This is a genomic window from Amycolatopsis tucumanensis, from assembly GCF_021654135.1.
Classification (GTDB): domain Bacteria; phylum Actinomycetota; class Actinomycetes; order Mycobacteriales; family Pseudonocardiaceae; genus Amycolatopsis_E; species Amycolatopsis_E tucumanensis.
Genome location: NZ_JAKGSD010000027.1, coordinates 76,533 through 96,459, shown reverse-complemented (window position 1 = coordinate 96,459; position 19,927 = coordinate 76,533). Strand labels below are relative to the sequence as shown.

Annotated in this window: 21 protein-coding genes; 9 read left to right on the top strand and 12 right to left on the bottom strand. The window is 71.9% G+C overall.

Annotated features, from left to right (window positions below; all coding sequences use genetic code 11):
• The first annotated feature begins 4 nt into the window (after window positions 1-4).
• The 5 genes from L2C96_RS25155 (at window position 5) to L2C96_RS25135 (ending at window position 4,757) form a co-directional block, all read left to right on the top strand.
• Window positions 5-1,951: an acetyl/propionyl/methylcrotonyl-CoA carboxylase subunit alpha gene (locus L2C96_RS25155; protein WP_237338043.1), complete on the top strand. Its 1,947-nt coding sequence runs from the start codon at window positions 5-7 to the stop codon at window positions 1,949-1,951.
• Window positions 1,948-3,105: an acyl-CoA dehydrogenase family protein gene (locus L2C96_RS25150; RefSeq protein WP_020416172.1), complete on the top strand. Its 1,158-nt coding sequence runs from the start codon at window positions 1,948-1,950 to the stop codon at window positions 3,103-3,105. The genes L2C96_RS25155 and L2C96_RS25150 overlap by 4 nt, the downstream gene beginning before the upstream one ends.
• 184 nt (window positions 3,106-3,289) lie before the next feature.
• Window positions 3,290-3,904 (top strand): TetR/AcrR family transcriptional regulator, encoded by a 615-nt coding sequence (locus L2C96_RS25145; protein WP_020416171.1) that lies wholly within the window; start codon window positions 3,290-3,292, stop codon window positions 3,902-3,904.
• Between the two features lie 127 nt (window positions 3,905-4,031).
• Window positions 4,032-4,256, top strand: a complete 225-nt coding sequence (locus tag L2C96_RS25140) for a hypothetical protein (RefSeq protein WP_017982967.1) — start codon at window positions 4,032-4,034, stop codon at window positions 4,254-4,256.
• 12 nt (window positions 4,257-4,268) lie between these two features.
• Window positions 4,269-4,757 (top strand): hypothetical protein, encoded by a 489-nt coding sequence (locus L2C96_RS25135; protein WP_237338042.1) that lies wholly within the window; start codon window positions 4,269-4,271, stop codon window positions 4,755-4,757.
• 1 nt (window position 4,758) lies between these two features.
• Here the strand turns inward: L2C96_RS25135 and L2C96_RS25130 are convergent, their stop codons facing one another.
• The 5 genes from L2C96_RS25130 to L2C96_RS25110 all read right to left on the bottom strand — a co-directional run bounded on the left by L2C96_RS25130 (window position 4,759) and on the right by L2C96_RS25110 (window position 9,592).
• Window positions 4,759-6,129: a purine-cytosine permease family protein gene (locus tag L2C96_RS25130; RefSeq protein WP_237338041.1), complete on the bottom strand. Its 1,371-nt coding sequence runs from the start codon at window positions 6,127-6,129 to the stop codon at window positions 4,759-4,761.
• Between the two features lie 217 nt (window positions 6,130-6,346).
• Window positions 6,347-7,306, bottom strand: coding sequence for an isopenicillin N synthase family dioxygenase (locus L2C96_RS25125; RefSeq protein WP_237338040.1), 960 nt, complete (start codon window positions 7,304-7,306; stop codon window positions 6,347-6,349).
• A gap of 9 nt (window positions 7,307-7,315) precedes the next feature.
• The gene (locus L2C96_RS25120; protein ID WP_017982963.1) at window positions 7,316-7,774 is read right to left on the bottom strand and encodes a nucleoside deaminase; all 459 of its coding nucleotides are present in this window, start codon (window positions 7,772-7,774) and stop codon (window positions 7,316-7,318) included.
• Between the two features lie 9 nt (window positions 7,775-7,783).
• The gene (locus L2C96_RS25115) at window positions 7,784-8,893 is read right to left on the bottom strand and encodes an epoxide hydrolase family protein (protein WP_237338039.1); all 1,110 of its coding nucleotides are present in this window, start codon (window positions 8,891-8,893) and stop codon (window positions 7,784-7,786) included.
• 87 nt (window positions 8,894-8,980) lie between these two features.
• Window positions 8,981-9,592 (bottom strand): TetR/AcrR family transcriptional regulator, encoded by a 612-nt coding sequence (locus L2C96_RS25110; protein ID WP_237338038.1) that lies wholly within the window; start codon window positions 9,590-9,592, stop codon window positions 8,981-8,983.
• A 110-nt stretch (window positions 9,593-9,702) separates the two neighbouring features.
• Here L2C96_RS25110 and L2C96_RS25105 point away from each other — a divergent pair, with 110 nt between their 5' ends.
• The 3 genes from L2C96_RS25105 to L2C96_RS25095 all read left to right on the top strand — a co-directional run bounded on the left by L2C96_RS25105 (window position 9,703) and on the right by L2C96_RS25095 (window position 11,900).
• Window positions 9,703-10,458 carry an SDR family oxidoreductase gene (locus L2C96_RS25105; RefSeq protein WP_237338037.1) on the top strand — a complete coding sequence of 252 codons (756 nt, stop codon included), beginning with the start codon at window positions 9,703-9,705 and terminating at the stop codon, window positions 10,456-10,458.
• A complete protein-coding gene (locus L2C96_RS25100; RefSeq protein WP_020416164.1) occupies window positions 10,455-11,240 on the top strand; it encodes an SDR family NAD(P)-dependent oxidoreductase in 786 nt (261 codons plus the stop codon). The genes L2C96_RS25105 and L2C96_RS25100 overlap by 4 nt, the downstream gene beginning before the upstream one ends.
• 84 nt (window positions 11,241-11,324) lie before the next feature.
• Window positions 11,325-11,900, top strand: a complete 576-nt coding sequence (locus L2C96_RS25095; protein ID WP_237338036.1) for a TetR/AcrR family transcriptional regulator — start codon at window positions 11,325-11,327, stop codon at window positions 11,898-11,900.
• A gap of 259 nt (window positions 11,901-12,159) precedes the next feature.
• Here L2C96_RS25095 and L2C96_RS25090 read toward each other — a convergent pair whose 3' ends face one another.
• The 7 genes from L2C96_RS25090 to L2C96_RS25060 form a co-directional block, all read right to left on the bottom strand.
• Window positions 12,160-13,260: an acyl-CoA dehydrogenase family protein gene (locus L2C96_RS25090; RefSeq protein WP_237338035.1), complete on the bottom strand. Its 1,101-nt coding sequence runs from the start codon at window positions 13,258-13,260 to the stop codon at window positions 12,160-12,162.
• Window positions 13,257-14,444, bottom strand: a complete 1,188-nt coding sequence (locus L2C96_RS25085) for an acyl-CoA dehydrogenase family protein (RefSeq protein WP_237338034.1) — start codon at window positions 14,442-14,444, stop codon at window positions 13,257-13,259. Before L2C96_RS25085 ends, L2C96_RS25090 begins: the two co-directional genes overlap by 4 nt.
• Window positions 14,441-15,661, bottom strand: a complete 1,221-nt coding sequence (locus L2C96_RS25080; RefSeq protein ID WP_017982955.1) for an acyl-CoA dehydrogenase family protein — start codon at window positions 15,659-15,661, stop codon at window positions 14,441-14,443. The genes L2C96_RS25085 and L2C96_RS25080 overlap by 4 nt, the downstream gene beginning before the upstream one ends.
• 2 nt (window positions 15,662-15,663) lie before the next feature.
• Window positions 15,664-16,683 carry a phosphotransferase family protein gene (locus L2C96_RS25075; protein ID WP_237338033.1) on the bottom strand — a complete coding sequence of 340 codons (1,020 nt, stop codon included), beginning with the start codon at window positions 16,681-16,683 and terminating at the stop codon, window positions 15,664-15,666.
• Between the two features lie 84 nt (window positions 16,684-16,767).
• On the bottom strand, window positions 16,768-17,220 hold the full coding sequence (locus tag L2C96_RS25070) for a MaoC family dehydratase (protein WP_017982953.1): 453 nt from the start codon (window positions 17,218-17,220) through the stop codon (window positions 16,768-16,770).
• Between the two features lie 2 nt (window positions 17,221-17,222).
• Window positions 17,223-17,984, bottom strand: coding sequence for a beta-ketoacyl-ACP reductase (locus tag L2C96_RS25065; RefSeq protein WP_123685990.1), 762 nt, complete (start codon window positions 17,982-17,984; stop codon window positions 17,223-17,225).
• Between the two features lie 74 nt (window positions 17,985-18,058).
• On the bottom strand, window positions 18,059-18,733 hold the full coding sequence (locus tag L2C96_RS25060; protein ID WP_237338032.1) for a DUF998 domain-containing protein: 675 nt from the start codon (window positions 18,731-18,733) through the stop codon (window positions 18,059-18,061).
• Between the two features lie 100 nt (window positions 18,734-18,833).
• On the opposite strand from L2C96_RS25060, the gene L2C96_RS25055 reads away from it, so the two are divergent.
• Window positions 18,834-19,811 carry an aldo/keto reductase gene (locus tag L2C96_RS25055; protein WP_237338031.1) on the top strand — a complete coding sequence of 326 codons (978 nt, stop codon included), beginning with the start codon at window positions 18,834-18,836 and terminating at the stop codon, window positions 19,809-19,811.
• Window positions 19,812-19,927: the final 116 nt, after the last annotated feature.

The following is a 19,927-nucleotide window of genomic DNA, read 5'->3' as shown; positions in this document are numbered from 1 at the left end:
TGACGTGATCGACAACGTTCTGGTCGCCAACCGCGGGGAGATCGCCCGCCGCGTGTTCCGCACCTGCTCGGCGCTGGGGATCGCCCGGACGGCCGTGTTCTCCGACGCCGACGCCGCCTCACCGCACGTCGCCGAGGCTGACGCGGCGGTCCGGCTGCCCGGCAACACACCTTCGGAGACCTACCTGCGCGCGGACCTGCTGGTCGAGGCCGCGCGCTCGGCGGGCGCGGACGCCGTCCACCCCGGCTACGGGTTCCTGTCCGAAAACGCCGGGTTCGCGCGGGCGGTGATCGACGCCGGGCTGACCTGGATCGGCCCGCCGCCGTCCGCGATCGAGACCATGGGCTCCAAAGTGGAGTCCAAACGCCTGATGGACGTCGCCGGGGTCCCGGTGCTGTCCGAACTGGACCCGTCCGCGGTCACCGAGGACGATCTTCCCGTGCTGGTCAAGGCATCCGCCGGTGGCGGCGGCCGCGGCATGCGCGTGGTGCGGACGCTGGGTGAGCTGGCCGAGGCGGTGGCGAGCGCGAGCGCGGAAGCCGCGTCGGCGTTCGGCGACCCGACGGTGTTCTGCGAGCGGTACCTGGAGACCGGGCGGCACATCGAGGTGCAGGTGCTCGCCGACACCCACGGCACGGTGTGGGCGCTGGGGGAGCGGGAGTGCTCGATCCAGCGGCGGCACCAGAAGGTCGTCGAGGAGGCGCCTTCCCCGCTGGTCGACGACGCCATGCGGGCCGAGCTGTTCGACGCCGCGCGCAAAGCCGCGAAGGCGATCGACTACGTCGGCGCGGGCACCGTCGAGTTCCTCGCCACAGAAGACGGGCGGTTCTACTTCCTGGAGATGAACACCCGCCTGCAGGTCGAGCACCCGGTCACCGAATGCGTCACCGGCCTGGACCTGGTGGCGCTGCAGATCCGGATCGCCGAGGGCGAGCGGCTGCCCGCCGAGCCGCCCGCGTTGCGGGGGCACGCGATCGAGGTGCGGCTGTACGCCGAAGATCCGGCCGCCGGGTGGCAGCCGCAGAGCGGCACGCTGCACCGGTTCGAGATCCCGGGCGTGGACACCGAGTTCGCCCTCGGCGGCGAGGCCGGGCTGCGGCTGGACGCGGGCGTGGTGGACGGCTCGGTGGTGGGCGTGCACTACGACCCGATGCTCGCCAAGGTGATCGCGTGGGCGCCCACGCGCGCCGAGGCGGCCCGGCGGCTGGCGCGGGCACTGTCCGGTGCCCGGATCCACGGGTTGCGCACCAACCGCGACCTGCTGGTCAACGTACTGCGGCACAAGGAGTTCCTGGCCGGCAAGACGGACACCGCGTTCCTGGACCGGCACGGGCTGGACGTCCTGTCCCGGCCCGTCGCGGACGCCGCGGGTGTGCGGTGGTCGGCGACCGCGGCGGCGCTGGCCGAGGCCGCGGCCAACCGGGCGTCGGCGCGGACCCTCGGCAGGCTGCCCGCCGGGTGGCGCAACGTCGCCTCCGCCCCGCTGCGCAAGCGCTACCTCGCCGGGGACACCGAGGTCGAGGTCGCCTACCGCCCCGGGCTGCGGCTGGACGACGCGGAGGTCGTCGAGGCCACCACGGACCGGGTGGTGCTCGACGCCGACGGCGTCCGGCGCGTGTTCCGCGTCGGCCGGTACCCCGGCCTGGTGTGCGTCGACTCCGCGCTCGGGGCCGTCGACCTCGTCCCGGTGCCGCGGTTCACCGACCCGGACGCCGCGCTGGCCGCGGGGTCGCTGGTCGCGCCGATGCCGGGCACCGTGCTGCGGATCGCCGCCGCGGTCGGGGACACCGTCGCCGCCGGCGACCCCCTGATGTGGCTGGAAGCCATGAAGATGGAACACCGGATCACCGCGCCGGCCGACGGCGAAGTCACCGACCTGCCCGTGTCGGTGGGGCAGCAGGTCGAACCGGGGACCGTTCTCGCCGTCGTCACGCCGAAGGAGCAAGCATGAGTTTCGTCGAGTCCGAAGAGCGGATCGCGCTGCGCAAGGCGGTCGGCGACCTGGCCCGCGCCTACGGGCACGAGTACTACGTGAAGGTCGCCCGCAGCGGCGGCCACACCAGCGACCTGTGGAACGAGGCCGGGCGACTGGGCTACCTCGGCGTGTCGGTGCCCGAGGAGTACGGCGGCGGTGGCGCCGGGATCGGCGACCTCGCCGCGGTGTGCGAGGAGTTCTGCGCCGCGGGCACGCCGATGCTGCTGATGGTGGTGTCCCCGGCGATCTGCGCCACTGTGATCGCCCGGTACGGCACTGACGAGCAGAAGCGCTCCTGGCTGCCCCGGTTCGCCACCGGCGAGGTGCGGATGTCCTTCGCCATCACCGAACCCGACGCGGGGTCCAATTCGCACCGTCTCAAGACGACGGCCCGGCGGGACGGCGCCGACTGGATCCTCAACGGGCGCAAGGTGTTCATCTCCGGCGTCGACGAGGCCGACGCGGTGCTCGTCGTCGGCCGCACCGAGGACGCCAAGACCGGCAAGCTCAAGCCCGCCCTGTTCATCGTGCCCACCGGCACGCCCGGGTTCGAGTACAAGCAGATCGACATGGACCTCGTCTCGGCCGACAAGCAGTTCGGCCTGTTCCTCGACGACGTCCGGCTGCCCGCCGAGGCGCTCGTCGGGTCCGAGGACGCGGCGCTGGCGCAGCTGTTCGCCGGGCTCAACCCGGAGCGGATCATGGGCGCGTCGTTCTCCATCGGCATCGCCCGGTACGCGCTGGACAAGGGTGTGGCGTACGCGAAGGAGCGCAGCGTGTGGGGCGCGCCGATCGGCACCCACCAGGGCATCGCGCACCCGCTGGCGCAGGTCAAGATCGAGCTCGAGCTGGCCAAGCTGATGACCCAGAAGGCCGCCGCGCTGTACGACTCGGGCGACGACTTCGGGGCGGGCGAGGCCGCGAACATGGCCAAGTACGCCGGCGCCGAGGTCGCGATCAAGGCGGTCGACCAGGCGATCCAGACCCACGGCGGCAACGGCATGGCGTCCGAATACGGGCTGGGTACGCTGCTCGGGGCCGTCCGCGTCGGCCGGATCGCCCCGGTCAGCCGCGAGATGGTCCTCAACTTCGTCGCCCAGCACTCCCTGGGCCTCCCGAAGTCGTACTGAAAGATGGAAGAGAACAGCGTGCGTAGCGGTGCGGGTGGCGGAACCTCAGCTGCCCCCTCGCTGTGGGATCGCCGACTCATGAATGTCCAATTCACCACGTCGGCGCTGTCCTCGCGAGAGGACAGCTGAGAACCCGCGGCGGTGCCAGCTGCCTGCCTGCAAGAACCCTCGAAAGGAACCCGCTGTGCCGGAGCCCCGCCAGGAGCGCAGCCGGACCACTCGTCGCAAACTCATCGAGGCAGCCGTGGACTGCATCGGCGAGGTCGGGTGGGCCGGCACCACCGTCGCGCTCATCGCGCAGCGCGCCGGGGTCTCGCGCGGGGCCGCCCAGCACCACTTCCCGACCCGCGAGGACCTCGTCACGGCCGCGGTCGAGTACGTCGGCGAGGTGCAGATCGCCGAGATGCGGCGCGGCGCCGAGGGGCTGCCGTCCGGGCGGTCCCGCATCGAACCGGTCGTCGACATGCTGCTCAACCTCTACACCGGCCCCATGTTCCGCGCCGCGCTGCACCTGTGGGTGGCGGCCTCCAGTGACGAGTCGTTGCGGACGGTGCTGGTGCCGCTGCAGGCCAAGGTCGGCCGGGAGGCGCACCGGCTCGCGGTCGACCTGCTCGGGGTCGACGAGGCACAGCCCGGCGTGCGGGAGCTGGTGCAGTCGACCCTGGACCTGGCACGCGGGCTGGGCCTGGCGAACCTCCTCGCCGACGACACCTCCCGGCGGCGCCGGATCATCCGCCAATGGGCCCGGGTCCTCGGCCCGGCCCTGCCCGAGCCGGAAGTCACCGCGGTGGGTGGTTGACGGCGTGTCGCGGGACCGGTCGTTAACACTAATGGACCAGTGTGCGATAACAGAGGCAACAGCAGGTGACGACGCAAGGGGGTAGATCCCGGTGTCCGGTACAGGTGAAGAGTTGTCCCATCGGGCGATGGCGATGCTGCGAGCGGTGGCCCAGGGCCGCGCCGTGATGTCGTCGAGCGTCGAACCGGACCTTTTCATCGACGGAGTCGCCTGCTGCGACCAGATGGCCGCGCACGCCCTCGCCCACGGCGGCTACATCCGCCCGGACGGCGACGGGGAGCGCCTGGTGCCCGCGGTGCTCACCGAGGCCGGCCGGGCCGTGCTGGCGCCCGCCGTCGGCCACGTCGCCTGACCCGAGCCACCAGTGAGCGCCGCCGGGGCGGAGTTCGAGTCGCGCCGGGCGCAGCAGCGTCACGACGTCGCTGCCGCCGGAATCGACGAGCTGGTCCGGCGGTTGCTGCTGACCACTTACGGCTGCGTCGGCGTCGTCCTTCGGCCGGCCGAACCCGGCCGGCCGGAGATGGTCGGCGCGCCCGACGACTACCGGCGAGGCATCCGGGCTGCCGCGCTGATCAGGGATCTCGCCGGCGCGGCCATGATCGATTTCGCGAAGAAGGCCCGGGGCGAGGGCGCGACTTGGAGTGACCTCGCCGAGCCGCTGGGTGTGGCGCAGGGCATGGGTGACCCGGCCGCGGCCGCGTTCACGGTGGTGGCCGGTCCACCGCGGGAGCCGGCCGGGCCGGTCACGGTGTCGTGGACGTGCGAGAGCTGCCTGTCCCGGGTGATCGACGAGGGGCCCGGCGCGGGCCGCGAAACCGGCCACCAGCCGGACTGCGATCGCTATCAGCCCTGACTCAGCTCCGCGCCCAGCGGCGCCCCACCACCGCGTACAACGCGGCCGCCAGCGCGAACCCGACGAAGCACGTCACGTCGCCCACCTCCGGCAGGGCCCGCGGCACCGGGCCGGCGTACAGCGTCTGGTTCGCGAACAAGCCGATCGACGCCACCGCCGCCACCAGGAACGACACCAGCCCCTGCCAGCCCCACCGCCCGGTGTCCGGCAGCAGGCCCGCCAGCCCGCCCTGCCCGCGCCGCATCAGCTGGTCGGCGAACACCACGCCCAGCCACGGGCTCACCCAGTACGCGATCACCAGCAGGAAGTGCTCGTAGGCCGTCCCCGCGTCGGCGAGCCCGAGCCACGCCAGCACGAACCCGACGACCCCGAACGCGACCGCCACCACCGCCCGCCGCCACGCGAGCGGCAGCTCCACGCCCAGCGTGAGGAACGCGAGCGCTCCGGAGTAGACGTTCAGCGCGTTCGCGGCCACCGCTCCGAGCGCGATCGCCAGCAACGTCAGCGCGGACAACCACCCCGGCATGTGCCCGGTGAACGCCGCCGTCGGGCTGCCGTCCCCGCCGCCCAGCGTGGCCGACGCCGCACCCGTCGCCATCAGCACTGTCGTCGACACGAACAGGCCGCCGCCCGCGGCCCAGCCGACCGCCCGGCCGCTCACCGACTCCGGCAGGTACCGCGTGTAGTCCGCCGCGTAGGGGTTCCAGCCCGCGGTGTACCCGAACGCCGCCCCGACCGTCAGCAGGAACCCGCCCAGCCCGCCGGTCCCGCCGACCGCGCCCGGCGACGCCTGCGCGAACGTGACCACCGCCCCGATCGCGAACACCACCGCCAGCACCCCGAAGATCCAGCGCTCGTAGGCCTGCACCAGGTTGTGCCCGAAGAACGCGATCCCGATCTGCAGCACCACCACGATCACCAGGCACAGCAGCACCGGCATCCCGGTCAGCGTGTTCAGCGCGAACGCCCCGCTGACGCTGTTGACCGCGAACCAGCCGATCCCCGCCGTCACCGACATCAACGCGGCAGGCACCGCGTTGCCGCGGTAGCCGAACGCCAGGCGACTCAACACCATCTGCGGCACCCCGAACCGCGGCCCGCGCGCCGACAGCACGCCGTGCGACACCGCGCCCACCCCGTTGCCGATCGCCACCGCGATCACCGCCTGCGCGAAGCTCAGCCCGAACGCCGACACCGCCAGCACACCGACGAAGATCGTGGCGAACTCCAGGTTGGGCGAGGCCCAGGTCCAGAACAGCTGCCGCGGCCTGCCGTGCCGCTCCGCCGCGGGCACCGGCTCGACACCGCCCGGTTCGACCGCGACGACTTTTTCGCCGTATTCGCCCGTTTTTCGCCCTGTCGTGGTCGCCATGGCAGCACCGTAGGCAGTCGATGTTGCGTCCGTGTTGCACCATCGGGTGAACGGCGGAACTATCCCGGACCGCCCGGCGACCAGGACGGCGAACCACCTCCGAACGGAAGGGACACCACCATGGAGACGCCGGGTAACTGCAACTGCGGCAACTGCTGTGACTGCGGCGGGGAGTACGGCCGCAACTGACGTCGTGGCGCCCCCTGGCCCGCCCGGGTCAGGGGGCCACGGTGATCGCGTCGAGCTTGCCGCGCAGGTACTCCGACGCCACGACCTCCGGGTACGCCGTGCGCCCCAGCGGCGGCGCGAGCGAGGTGATCCGCGCGTCGTGGTCGGTCTCGTAGAAGAAGATGAGCGACACGAGGTCCTCGTCCGGCGCGTCCGCCGACGGCGGCAGCACCCGGTGCCGCGTCGAGCGCCACCGGTCGCCCGTCCAGCGGGCCATCAGGTCCCCGATGTTCACCGTGAACGCCGCCGGGTCGAACGGCGCGTCCACCCACTCGCCGTCACTGGTGCAGACCTGCAGCCCGCCGACCCCGGCCTGGCGGTCCAGCACCGTCACCGTGCCGAAATCGGTGTGCGGCCCGATCCGGAACTGCCCCGGCTCCGGCGCGCCGACCCGGTTCAGCGCCGGGTACCAGTTGATGTTGAACGTGTACGTCGGGTGCCCGGTGTGCCGGGTGAAGTGGTCCGCGGGCAGGCCGAGCGCCGCCGCGAACACCGTCAGCAGCTCGTCCGACAGCTGCCGCATCCGCGCCATGTACTCGCGTGACGCGGCCGCGAACTCCGGGACCTCCGACGGCCACACGTTGGGCTGGAACCAGAACTCGTCGACCTCCGGCACCCCGACCGCGGCGTCCGCGCCGACCGAGTAGGACTCCTTGAGGTCCGGCGGGGTCTCGGTGCCCTCGGCGTAGCCGTTGGCCTCCACGCCGGGCGGCAGCCAGCCGCGCCCGCCGACCGTCACCGCGTACCGCCGCTTCACCTCGGCGGGCAGCGCGAAGAACTCCCGCGCCCGCGACCGCACCCGCGCGCGCAGCTCGTCCGGCACGCCGTGCCCGGTGATCAGCAGGAAGCCGGACTCCCGCAGGGCGCGGTCCACCTCGGCGGCCACCCGTTCGCGGCCGGTGCCGTCGAACCAGGACGTCAGGTCGATCAGCGGAACGGACGGTGACATGGCAGCTCCTCAGGAGGTTTCGACCCCGATGTCCTCGAACCACAGATCCGGGCGCTCTTCGATGAACTCCGTCATCAGCGTGACGCACGCGGGGTCGTCGAGGATCGTGATGCCGACACCCAGCCCGGCCAGCCAGTCGTGGCCACCGGAGAAGGTGCGGGCTTCGCCGATCACCACGTGGGAGATGCTGAACTGCCGCACCAGGCCGCTGCAATACCAGCAGGGGGAGAGTGTGGTGACCATCACGGTGTCGCGGTAGTGCGGGCGCCTGCCCGCGTTGCGGAAGGCCGCGGTCTCGGCGTGCATCGACGGGTCGTCGTCCTGGACCCGCCGGTTGTGGCCCCGGCCGAGCAGCTCACCGTCCACAGTGAACAACGCCGCGCCGATCGGCACGCCGCCCTCGGACTTGCCGAGCAGGGCCTCTTCGCGGGCGACGGCGAGCAGCCGGCCGGGATCGGGTTTCAGCATGCGCCCACTCTAGAGCGAAGCGAAGAACGCCAGGACGTCTTCGGCGAACAGGTCGGGTTCCTCCATCGCCGCGAAGTGCCCGCCGCGGTCGAACTCCGTCCAGCGCACGATGTTGTGGTCGCGCTCGGCGAGGCGGCGCACGGGGAGCACGATGTCGTGCGGGAACACCGCCACGCCCATCGGCACGTCCACCCCGGGCTGCTTGCCCCAGCTGCGGGCCGATTCGCGGTACAGGCGCGCCGACGACCCGGCCGTGCCGGTCAGCCAGTAGATCATCACGTTGGTCAGCATCAGGTCCCGGTCGACGGCGTCCTCCGGGGTGCCGTCCGAATCGGTCCACTCCTGGAACCGCTCGACGATCCAGGCGAGCTGGCCGACGGGGGAGTCGTGCAACGCGTAGGCCAGGGTCTGCGGGCGCGTCGACTGCAGTTTCATGTAGCCGGACAGCTCGCGCTGGTAGCGCTCGAGCCGTCCCAGCCGCTCCTTGTCGGCCAGGGACAGCTCGTCCAGCTCGGCGGGGTTGCCGGAGGGGGCGGTGCCGAGCATGTTGACGTGCACCCCGGCGACGTGGGCGGCGTCGTCGATCCCCAGCTGGCGCGAGATCGCCGAGCCCCAGTCGCCGCCCTGCGCGCCGTAGCGGTCGTAGCCGAGGCGGCGCATCAGCTCGGCGAAGGCGCGGGCGATCCGCGGCACGTCCCAGCCGGTGTCGGTGGTCGGGCCGGAGAAGCCGTAGCCGGGGATGGCCGGGATGACCAGGTGGTGCCGCGCCGACAGCGCCTCGATCACCGGCAGGAACTCCACCACCGAGCCGGGCCAGCCGTGCGTGAGGATCAGCGGCAGCGCGTCGTCGTCGGCCGCGCGGACGTGCAGGAAGTAGATGCGCTGGCCGTCGATCTCGGTGGTGAACTGGCCGAGCTCGTTGAGCCGCTTCTCGTGCGCGCGCCAGTCGTAGCTCGTGCGCCAGTACCGGGTCAGCTCCTGGACGTAGCCGAGCGGGATGCCGTAACTCCAGCCCACGCCCGGCAGCTCGTCCGGCCAGCGGGTCAGGTCGATGCGCGCGTGCAGGTCGTCGAGCTGGGACTGCGGGACGTCGAGGTGGAACGGCCGGATTTCGCTCATGTCGTGACGGTAGCGCCGATCACGCGGGAACGAGGTTACCGACCGCTTAGTATGTGAGGTACCGTGGCCGTCGTGGCACCGTCGCTGTCAGGGCTGAGCGCCGAGCATGCGCAGGGTGAGATCCGCGTACTCGCGGCCGAGCGCCTTGGGCGTCTTGCCGGTGCGCTCGCTGTACCAGCGCGCCACGTCGACGCCGAGCGACAGGACCGCTCGCGCGGCGGTCTTGACGTCGGCGACCACGAACTGCCCCTGCGCGACGCCGTCCTCGATGACGCCCCGCACCAGGTGCTCGATGCGGCGCCGCAGGTCGGCCACCACCTGGTACTCCTGCTCGGGCAGCGCCTGCAGCTCGTACTGCACGACGCGCGCCACGGTGTGCCGCCGCGCGTGCCAGGCCACGAAGTCGGCGACGATGCGGCGCATCCGCTCCCTCGGCTCGTCGGTGCGCTTGGCGACGTCCTCGACGAGGTCGAGCGTCTGCTGGTGGCCGCTCTTGCTGATGGCGAACAGCAGCGCGGCCTTCGACGGGAAGTGCACGTACAGCGCCGCGGGGCTCATGCCGGCCGCGCTGGCGATGTCGCGTGTCGTGGTCGCGTGGTAGCCGCGGCGGGCGAAGGACTCGACACCGGCCAGCATCAGCCGCCGTGCCGCGTCCGGCTGCACCTCCGGCCAGAGTTCGGCGGACAGCGAGATCGTCATGGCGGAATCCTCCCAGTAGGGAACCGCCTGGCGGGAGACTTGACACGGCGGTCCGGCCGTTCCCATTGTAAGCGAGCGCTTAGTCAAGGTGGACAGGAGACAGGAGCCCGATGGTGAACTCGTTCAAGGACCGCGTCGCGATCGTCACCGGGGCGAGCCGGGGCATCGGCCTCGGCATCGCCCGCGAGCTGGTGCAGCGCGGCGCGCGGGTGTGCATCACCGCCCGCAAGCCCGAACCGCTCGCCGACGCGGTGAACGAGCTGGGCGGGCCGGGCGTGGCGATCGCGGTGCCCGGCAAGGCCGACGACGCGGCGCACCAGGAGGAGGCGGTCGCGAAGACGGTCGAGACCTTCGGGCGGCTGGACATGCTGGTCAACAACACCGGCATCAACCCGGTCTACGGCCCGGTGCTCGACATCGACCCCACGGCCGCCGCGAAGATCCTCGCCGTCAACGTGCTCGCGCCGCTGGCCTGGCTGCGGCACGCGCGCGACGCGTGGATGGGCGAGCACGGCGGTTCGGTCGTCAACGTCGCCTCCATCGCCGGGCTGCGTGCCTCGCCCGGGATCGGCATGTACGGCGTGAGCAAGGCGGCCGTGATCCGGCTGACCCAGGAACTGGCGGTGGAGCTGGGGCCGAAGATCCGGGTCAACGCGGTCGCCCCGGCCGTGGTGAAGACGAAGTTCGCCACCGCGCTGTACGAAGGCCGCGAGGAGGAGGTGTCCGCGGCGTACCCGATGAAGCGGCTGGGCGTGCCGGAGGACATCGCGGGCGCGGTGGCCTTCCTGCTGTCCGACGAGGCCGGGTGGATCACCGGGCAGACCGTGGTCCTCGACGGCGGCGTGACCCTGGGAGGCGGGCTGTGAGCTTCGAACTGGCGGGCGCCGGGGTCGTCATCACCGGCGGTGGCGGCGGGATCGGGGCGGCGCTGGCGCGCCGGTTCGCCGCGGCGGGCGCGCGGATCGTGGTGGCGGACCTGGACGGCCCGGCCGCCGAGGCGGTGGCCGCGGAGGTCGGCGGGATAGCGGTCGCCGGCGACGCGGCCGGGGTCGACGGGGTGGCGGCGCTGATCGAGCGGGCGTCCGACGAGCTGGGCGCGATCGACCTGTTCTGCGCCAACGCCGGGATCGCCCCGCACGGCGGGCCCGAGGTGCCCGAGGAGGTGTGGGCGCGGGCGTGGGACGTCAACGTGATGGCCCACGTCCGGGCGGCTCACCTGCTGTTGCCCGGGTGGCTGGAGCGCGGGCGGGGCCGGTTCCTCGCGACGGTGTCCGCGGCCGGGCTGCTGACCAGCCTGGGGTCCGCGCCGTACTCGGTCACCAAGCACGGCGCGCTGGCGTTCGCCGAGTGGCTGTCGGCGACGTACCGGCACCGCGGCGTCACGGTCCAGGCGATCTGCCCGCAGGGGGTGCGGACGAACATGCTCGCCGCGACGGGTGTCGGCGGGCAGCTGATCATGGGCGCCTCGGCGATCGAGCCGGACCAGGTGGCCGACACGGTGATGGAGGCCTTCGCGGACGACCGGTTCCTGATCCTGCCGCACCCCGAGGTCGCCGAGTACTACGCCACCCGCGCGACGCAGACGGACCGGTGGCTGGGCGGGATGAACAAGCTGCAGCGCAAGGTGGAGTCCGCGCTGGGGGAGTGACCGCCGGCGCCGGTCGCACATCGCCCGGGGATGTGCGACCGGGGCCGCGGATATGCTGTGTGCCGGTCGAGGAAGGACGTGCGGATGACCGAGGAGCCGGTGCCGGCGAGGCTGCTGTCGGCGGCGACGCGGTTGTTCGCCGAGCGGGGGTTCGACCGCACGTCGGTGCAGGAGATCGTGGCCGCGGCCGGCGTCACCAAGGGCGCGATGTACCACTACTTCGGCTCGAAGGACGACCTGCTGCACGAGATCTACGGCCGCGTCCTGCGGTTGCAGACCGAGCAGCTGGAGAAGGTCGTGGCCAGCGGTGAGCCGGTGAGCGCACGCCTGCACGCGGCTGCTTCGGACGTGGTCGTGAGCAGCATCGAAAACCTCGACGACACGACGATCTTCTTCCAGTCCATGCACCAGCTCAGCCCCGACAAGCGCAAAGCGGTGCGCGCCGACCGGAGGCGCTACCACGTGCTGTTCCGGTCGCTGATCGAAGAGGGCCAGCGCGAGGGCGTGTTCCGGACGGACAAACCGGCGGACATCGTGGTGGACTTCTTCTTCGGCTCGGTGCACCACCTGGCGGTCTGGTACCGCAGCGACGGGCGGCTGAGTGCGCAGGAGGTCGGCGCCCACTACGCCGACCTGCTGGTCGATTCCCTGCGGCCCTGATCGGGGTTCGTGGGCGAGGTGATGCTGTACGCCGTTGAGGCGTCGTCCCGGCTCGCGGATCGTGGGCGCGAGACGCGCTCGTGGTGCCACGAGGAGCCCCTTAGTGCGACGCGAGGTGCCCACTGGTGTGGGCGCGGTTGGCCATCATTGGACCAACCATCGCGAACGGCCACCAGGCCAGCAAAAAAGGGGGGCCGGTGCCACCCGGCACCGGCCCCCGCAAACCCGCAATCCCCGCAAGCCTGCAAACCCAGGCAACTCACGCCGGCGGCAGATTCACCAACCCCGCCAACGCAGCCCGGTGCCGCCCGGGCGTGCCGAGCGCCAGCTCGCTGCTCTTGGCGCGCTTGAGGTACAGGTGCGCCGGGTGCTCCCAAGTCATCCCGATACCACCGTGCAGCTGCACCGACTCCTCGGCGGCGTGCAGCGCGACCGCCGAGCACGTCGACTGCGCCACCGCCACCGCGACCGGCACATCGGCATCACCCGTAGCCAGCGTGTCCGCGGCATAGCGCGCCGTCGCGCGGGCGGACACGATCTCCAGGTACAGGTCCGCCAACCGGTGCTTCAGCGCCTGGAACGAACCCACCGGCCGGCCGAACTGGTAGCGCTGCTTCAGGTACGCGACCGTCTCATCCAGACACCACTGCGCGACCCCGACCTGCTCCGACGCCAGCAACCCGGCGCCCACCAGCAACGCCTGCCGCAGCGCCGCCTCCGCGCCAGGCCCCGACGCCAGCAACCGCGACGACGCGTTGTCGAACGACACGTCCGCCAGCCGCCGCGTCAGGTCCAGCGACACCACCTCGGTCACCGTCGCGCCGGCCTTCTCCACCGCGTACAGCCCCGGGCCGTCCGGGCCCACCGCGGGCACGATCAGCACGTCCGCCACCGACGCGTCCGCCACCGTCCGGACCGAACCGCTCAGCGCGCCCTCCGTGTTGGCCGACACGCCACCAGGGAAACCCGCGTCCGGTGCCGTCGTCAGCGGCACCGCCAGCGCGCCGATCAGCTCACCGCCCGCCAGCCGCGGCAACAGCTCGGTGTCACCGGCCGCCAGCAGCGCCGCCGTCGCCAGCACCGCGCTGCCCAGGAACGGCACCGGCGCCACCGACCGCCCGAGCTCCTCCAGCACGACCGCCACCTCGCGGTACGACGCGCCCTGCCCGCCCAGCTCCTCCGGCACCGCCAGCCCGGCCAGCCCGAGGTCCGCGGCCAGCGTGCGCCACAGCTTCAGGTCGTACGGCTCGGCGCTTTCCGTGCGTGCCAGCACGGACGCGAACCCGGCCCGATCGGTCAGCAGGTCACGGACACTCGCCCGGAGGTCCTCCTCGACCTCGGAGTACAGCAGATCGCTCACCGCGGCAGGTCCTTCCACGCGACGTCCTTGTCCACCCGCGGCTCGGACGGCAGCCCGAGCACACGTTCGGAGATGATGTTGCGCAGCACCTCGGAGGTGCCGCCCTCGATCGAGTTCCCCTTCGCCCGCAGGTAGCGGTACCCGGGCCCGCGGCCGAGCATGTCGACCTTCTCCGGCCTGCGCAACGTCCAGTCGTCGTACCGCAGACCGTCCTCACCGGACAGTTCGATTTCCAGCCCGGTCAGCGCCTGCTGCAGGTTCGCGAACGCCAGCTTCATCGCCGAGCCCTCCGGCCCCGGCGCGCCCACGGCCAGCTGCTGGCGCAACCGCGTCCCGGCCAGCCGCGCCGCCTCGGCCTGCACCCACAACTTCAGCAACCGGTCGTGCAGCTCCGGCGTGCGCAGCTCCGGACGGTCCCGCCAGGTCTGCGACACCATCCCGATCAGGCCGCCCTCGCGCGGGATCGCGTTGCCGCCGATCGCCACGCGCTCGTTCATCAGCGTCGTCTGCGCGACCTTCCAGCCCTCGCCGACCGCGCCGAGCCGGTTCGCGTCCGGGATCCGCACCGCGGACAGGAACACCTCGTTGAACTCGGCCTCACCGGTGAGCTGCCGCAGCGGCCGCACCTCGACACCGGGATCGGTCATGTCGCAGATGAAGTACGTCATGCCCTGGTGCTTGGGCACGTCCGGATTCGTGCGGGTGACCAGGATCGCGAACCGGGCGATGTGCGCGACCGAGGTCCACACCTTCTGCCCGTTGACCACCCACTCGTCCCCGTCCTGGACGGCGCGGGTGCCCAGCGCGGCGAGGTCCGATCCGGCGCCCGGCTCGCTGAACAGCTGGCACCACACCTCCTCGCCGGTCCACAGTGGACGCAGGTAGCGCTTCTTCTGCTCCTCCGTGCCGAACCGCAGGATGGTCGGCGCAGCCATGCCCAGCCCGATGCCGATGCGGCGCGGGTTGTTGTCCGGCGCGCCGGCCTTCGCCAGCTCGGCTTCGACGACGTTCTGCAGCTCACGCGGCGCGTCCAGGCCGCCGAGGCCGGCCGGGTAGTGCACCCAGGCCAGCCCGGCGTCGAACCGCGCCCGCAGGAACTCCAGCCGGTCCGTGCTCGCCGGCGGGTGGGCGGCGAGCAACTCGCCCACCCGCGCGCGCAGGTCGTCGGCGGTCAGCGTGCTCATCGGGCCTCCGATCGGTACTTCTTCAGCTCGCGGTGGGCGAGCGAGCGCTTGTGGACCTCGTCCGGTCCGTCGGCGAAGCGGAGCGTGCGGATCCCCGCCCACATCTCGGCGAGCGGGTAGTCCTGGGACAGCCCGCCAGCGCCGTGCGCCTGGATCGCCTTGTCCAGGATCCACTCCACGGTCTTCGGGGTGGCGATCTTGATCGCCTGGATCTCGGTGTGCGCGCCGCGGTTGCCGACGGTGTCCATCAGCCACGCGGTCTTGAGCACCAGCAGCCGCAGCTGCTCGACCTTCACGCGGGACTCGGCGATCCAGTCCTGCACCACGCCCTGCTCGGCGATCGGCTTGCCGAACGTGGACCGGCCCAGCGTGCGGCGGCACATCATCTCGATGGCCCGCTCGGCGATGCCGATCGAGCGCATGCAGTGGTGGATCCGGCCGGGCCCGAGCCGGGCCTGCGCGATGGCGAACCCGTCGCCCTCCTCGCCGATCAGGTTGTCCGCGGGCACCCGCGCCTCGTCGAAGACCACCTCGGCGTGCCCGCCGTGCGAGCCGTCGGTGTAGCCGAACACGTTCATGCCGCGCTTGACGTGCACGCCCGGCGTGTCCCGCGGCACCAGGATCTGGCTCTGCTGGCGGTGCGGCTCGGCGTCCGGGTCGGTCTTGCCCATCACGATGAAGATCTTGCAGTTCGGGTTCATCGCGCCGGTGATGTAGAACTTGCGCCCGGTGATCACGTAGGAGTCGCCGTCGCGGCGGATGCTGGTGCCGATGTTGCGCGCGTCCGAGGACGCCACGTCCGGCTCGGTCATCGCGAACGCCGAGCGGATCTCACCGTCCAGCAACGGCTGCAGCCACTGCTTGCGCTGCTGCTCGGTGCCGAACATCGCGAGCACTTCCATGTTCCCGGTGTCCGGCGCCGAGCAGTTCAGCGCGACCGGCGCCAGGTGCGGGCTGCGGCCGGTGATCTCCGCCAGCGGCGCGTACTGCAGGTTCGTGAGCCCCGCGCCGTGCTCGCCCGGCAGGAAGAAGTTCCACAGGCCCCGCTTGCGCGCCTCGGCCTTGAGGTCCTCCACGACCGGCGGGAAGGTCCACTCGTTCTCGCGCTCGGCCAGCTGCTCCTCGTAGACCGGCTCGGCGGGGTAGATGTGGGAGTCCATGAACTCGAGAAGCCTCATCCGCAGCTCCTCGGTCTTGGCGTCGAACGTGAAATCCATGATCAGTCCTTGAGGGTGTCGAGGCCGAGGGTGACGAGCGGGACCACCGCGGCGCCGATCTGGTCGAAGCCGGCGCCGACGGTCTTGCCCTGGCTGAACCGGTAGTAGATGCCTTCCAGGATCACCGCGAGCTTGAAGAACGCGAACCCGACGTACCAGTCCAGCGCCGAGACGTCCCGCCCGGACCGGGCCGCGTAGCGGGCGATCATCTCGTCCGTGCCCGGGTAGCCGGGGGCGGTGCTGACGTTGGAGACGATCTCCAGGTTGACCTTGCCGCGCTCGGCGTAGGCCACCAGCAGGGCCAGGTCGGTCAGCGGGTCGCCGAGCGTGGACATCTCCCAGTCCAGCACCGCGGTGATGCGGTCGGTCTCGTCGACCAGCACGTTGTCCAGCCGGTAGTCGCCGTGCACGACGGCCGCCGGTCCGGACGCCGGGATGGCGCGGGCCAGCTGGTCGTGCAGGTCGTCGACGCCCGGCAGGTCCCGGCTGCGCGAGGCGTCCAGCTGCTTCTTCCAGCGGCGCACCTGCCGCTCCAGGAACCCCTCCGGACGGCCGAAGTCGCCCAGCCCCACCGCGGACGGGTCGACCGCGTGCAGGTCCACCAGGGTGTCCATGAGCGACTCGGCGATCGCCTTCGTGCGCTGCGCCCCGAGCGCCTCCAGCTCGCTCGCGGCGCGGTAGGGCGTGCCCGGCACGAACTCCATCACGTAGAACGGCGCGCCGAGCACCTCGGTGTCCTGGCACAGCGTGATCGTCCGCGGCACCGGCACGGGCGTGTCCGCGAGCGCGCTGATCACGCGGTGCTCGCGGGCCATGTCGTGCGCGGTTGGCAGGACGTGCCCCAGCGGCGGCCTGCGGACCACCCAGCGGCTCGTGCCGTCGCCCACGATGTAGGTCAGGTTCGAGCGGCCGCCCTGCACCACCTCACCGGTCAGCGGGCCGCCGACCAGCCCGGGGGAGTGCTCGTCCAGGTAGTCCCGCAGCCGTGCGAGGTCGAGTCCGGGCAGGTCCTGCTGGGTCACTGGGCCTCCTTGTCCAGATAGCTATACCGACCAGTCGGTATGTCCTCACCGTAGCGGAAGCCCGCCCGGAGGCGGGCTCGCGCGTCAGGCGATCAGGCGCGTGACCCACTCGGCCACGCACGCCGGCTTGGCCTCGCCGTCGATCTCGATGGTCCACCGAGTCACGACCTGCTTGCCGCCGGGCACGTCGGTGACCTCGGCCAGCTCGGCGACCCCGCGGATCTTCGAGCCGACCTTGACCGGCTGCGGGAACCGGACCTTGTTCAGGCCGTAGTTGATCCCCATCTTCAGCCCGTCGACGCGGTAGGTGGCTGCCGAGAGCAGCGGCAGGACCGACAGCGTCAGGAACCCGTGCGCGATGGGCGCGCCGAACGGGCCCTGCTTGGCCTTCTCGACGTCGACGTGGATCCACTGGTGGTCGCCGGTGGCGTCGGCGAACGTGTTGACCTGCTCCTGCGTGACGGTGTGCCAGTCGCTGGCGCCGAGCTGCTCGCCGACCGCGGCGGTGAACTCGTCCAGCCCGTTGAAGACGCGCATGCTCAGTCCTTCGGTCCGCCGGCGACGTAGATGACCTGGCCGGACACGAAGCCCGCACCCTCGCTGACCAGGAACGACACGGTGTTGGCGATGTCCTCGGGCTTGCCGACGCGCTGCACCGGGATCTCCTTGGCGGCGAAGGCCTTGAAGTCCTCGAACGGCACGCCCAGCCGCTCGGCGGTCGCCGCGGTCATGTCGGTCTCGATGAACCCCGGGGCGATCGCGTTGGCGGTGACGCCGAACTTGCCCAGCTCGATGGCCAGCGTCTTGGTGAAGCCCTGCATGCCGGCCTTGGCCGCGGAGTAGTTGACCTGGCCGCGGTTGCCCAGCGCCGAGGTGCTGGACAGGTTCACGATCCGGCCCCAGCGCTGCTCGGTCATGTGCTTCTGGACCGCGCGGGTCATCAGGAACGAGCCCTTGAGGTGCACGTTCATGACCGAGTCCCAGTCCTCGTCGGTCATCTTGAAGATCAGGTTGTCCCGGGTGATGCCGGCGTTGTTGACCAGCACGGTCGGCGCGCCCAGCTCCTCGGCGACGCGGGCGACGGCGGCCTCGACCTGCTCGGTGTTGCTGACGTCGAGCGCGACCCCGATGGCCTTGCCGCCGGCCGCGACGATGTCCTCCGCGCCCTGCTTCACGGACTCTTCGTTGAGGTCCAGCAGTGCGACAGCGAAACCGTCCGAGGCCAGCTTGCGCGCGACCGCGGCGCCGATGCCTCGGCCGGCGCCGGTCACGATGGCGACCCGGGAGTGGGACTCGGTCACGGGAACTCCTCCTCGTCGTTGAGCGCGTCGGTAAGCGAGCGCTTAGAAAGCTACTCGCCTCCGGCCCGGAGCGCCTAAGTGACCTGGGTCACCTCGGCTCGGTTCGATCGTAGTAACGGGACGGCCAGCGTGGCGAGCGCGAGCAGTTCGGTGGCCGCGAGCAGGCGTTCCACCAGGCCCAGCGGGATCGTGCGCCACCACGGGCCGCCGCCGGCCAGCATGTAGCCGACCGCGCCGAGGATGAGCCCGAACCACGCCAGCGAGACGATCGCCAGCACCCGCGCCGCCCAGCGCCAGCCCGGCGAGTCCGGGAAGATGCGGCGCGCGGCGAACAGCAGCCCGACCGGCAGGCACACGAACCCGACGACGCTGGCGTAGCGGTGCACGACGCCGCCCAGGCTCGGCCCGACGGACCAGTCGGTCTTGGGGAACGCGACGACCACCAGCAGGCTCACCGTCCACAGTGCACCCAGCACGACCGCGGCCGAGCGCACCGGCAGCGCCCGCATCAGCACGTGCGCGGCGAACAGCACCGCGGAGCCGACCGCGATCAGCAGGACCGCGACGTCGAAGATCCACTTGTTGGCGCTCAGCGCGTACTCGCTGATCGTGCGGCGCACCGGGCTGATCTGGTCGGTGGGCGGGAGGAACTGCAGCAGCAGCACGAGCGCGGCGCCCCCGGCGATCGCGGCGAGGCAGGCCAGGGCGAGGATCCGCGGGGCACGGGCGAGGGCCGGGGTGGTGGTCACCCGGTCCAGTTTAAGTGCGCGGGTGTGGGGGTTTTGTGATCTCACGGGCGGTTTCCGCGCCGTCGCGGGACTGTCGGTGGGTGCGCATAGTATCGGCGGCATGGAGCAACGGGTACTCGGCCGGACCGGCCGGGCGGTGTCAGTGGTCGGGCTCGGCACGTGGCAGCTGGGCGCGGACTGGGGCGAGGTCGGCGAGGAGCAGGCGCTCGCGGTGCTGTCGGCCGCGGCCGAGGCCGGTGTCACCTTCTTCGACACCGCGGACGTCTACGGCGACGGGCGCAGCGAGCAGATCATCGGGCGGTTCCTGCGGGACCACCCGGACGTGTTCGTGGCGACCAAGATGGGCCGGCGCGCGCCGCTCGACCCGGACGAGTACACGCTGGACAACTTCCGGGCCTGGACCGACCGGTCGCGGGCCAACCTCGGGGTGGACACGCTCGACCTGGTGCAGCTGCACTGCCCGCCGACGCCGGTGTACTCGCGGGACGCGGTGTACGACGCGCTGGACGCGCTGGTGGCGGAGAAGCGCATCGCCGCGTACGGGGTGAGCGTGGAGACCTGCGACGAGGCGCTGACCGCGATCGCCCGGCCGGGCACCGCGAGCGTGCAGATCATCCTCAACCCGTTCCGGCTCAAGCCGCTGGAGCGGGTGCTGCCCGCCGCGGCCGAGGCGGGGGTCGGGATCATCGCGCGGGTGCCGCTGGCGTCCGGCCTGCTGTCCGGCCGGTACACGAAGGAGACGGTGTTCGCCGCGAACGACCACCGCACGTTCAACCGCCACGGCGAGGCGTTCGACCAGGGCGAGACGTTCAGCGGGGTGGACTACGCGACGGGCGTCGAGGCGGCCGCGGAGTTCTCGTCGCTGGCCCCCGCCGGCGCGACGCCGGCCCAGACGGCGCTGCGGTGGATCATCCAGCAGCCGGGGGTGACGTCGGTCATCCCGGGCGCCCGGTCCCCGGAGCAGGCGCGCGCCAACGCCGCGGCGGCCGGGCTGGAGCCGCTGCCGCAGCCGACGCTGGAGGCGGTGCGGGAGCTGTACGACCGGCGGATCCGCGCGCAGGTGCACGACCGCTGGTGAGCCGTCGGCTCGGCCGGCCTACCGGTTCGCGCGGGTGCTGGACCGGCCGCGCAACCTCGCGGAGAGTTTGTCCGTGGAGTGGGCGGCCGCGAGTGTCGAACTCGCGGCGCTGAGCG

Bases quoted from the DNA above. Each gene is read 5' to 3' on its own strand.
- L2C96_RS25150 (WP_020416172.1), top strand. From the start codon at position 1,948: ATGAGTTTCGTCGAGTCCGAAGAGCGGATCGCGCTGCGCAAGGCGGTC.
- L2C96_RS25140 (WP_017982967.1), top strand. From the start codon at position 4,032: ATGGCGATGCTGCGAGCGGTGGCCCAGGGCCGCGCCGTGATGTCGTCG.
- L2C96_RS25130 (WP_237338041.1), bottom strand. From the start codon at position 6,129: ATGGCGACCACGACAGGGCGAAAAACGGGCGAATACGGCGAAAAAGTC.
- L2C96_RS25125 (WP_237338040.1), bottom strand. From the start codon at position 7,306: ATGTCACCGTCCGTTCCGCTGATCGACCTGACGTCCTGGTTCGACGGC.
- L2C96_RS25120 (WP_017982963.1), bottom strand. From the start codon at position 7,774: ATGCTGAAACCCGATCCCGGCCGGCTGCTCGCCGTCGCCCGCGAAGAG.
- L2C96_RS25115 (WP_237338039.1), bottom strand. From the start codon at position 8,893: ATGAGCGAAATCCGGCCGTTCCACCTCGACGTCCCGCAGTCCCAGCTC.
- L2C96_RS25110 (WP_237338038.1), bottom strand. From the start codon at position 9,592: ATGACGATCTCGCTGTCCGCCGAACTCTGGCCGGAGGTGCAGCCGGAC.
- L2C96_RS25105 (WP_237338037.1), top strand. From the start codon at position 9,703: ATGGTGAACTCGTTCAAGGACCGCGTCGCGATCGTCACCGGGGCGAGC.
- L2C96_RS25095 (WP_237338036.1), top strand. From the start codon at position 11,325: ATGACCGAGGAGCCGGTGCCGGCGAGGCTGCTGTCGGCGGCGACGCGG.
- L2C96_RS25085 (WP_237338034.1), bottom strand. From the start codon at position 14,444: ATGAGCACGCTGACCGCCGACGACCTGCGCGCGCGGGTGGGCGAGTTG.
- L2C96_RS25080 (WP_017982955.1), bottom strand. From the start codon at position 15,661: ATGGATTTCACGTTCGACGCCAAGACCGAGGAGCTGCGGATGAGGCTT.
- L2C96_RS25070 (WP_017982953.1), bottom strand. From the start codon at position 17,220: ATGCGCGTCTTCAACGGGCTGGACGAGTTCACCGCCGCGGTCGGCGAG.
- L2C96_RS25055 (WP_237338031.1), top strand. From the start codon at position 18,834: ATGGAGCAACGGGTACTCGGCCGGACCGGCCGGGCGGTGTCAGTGGTC.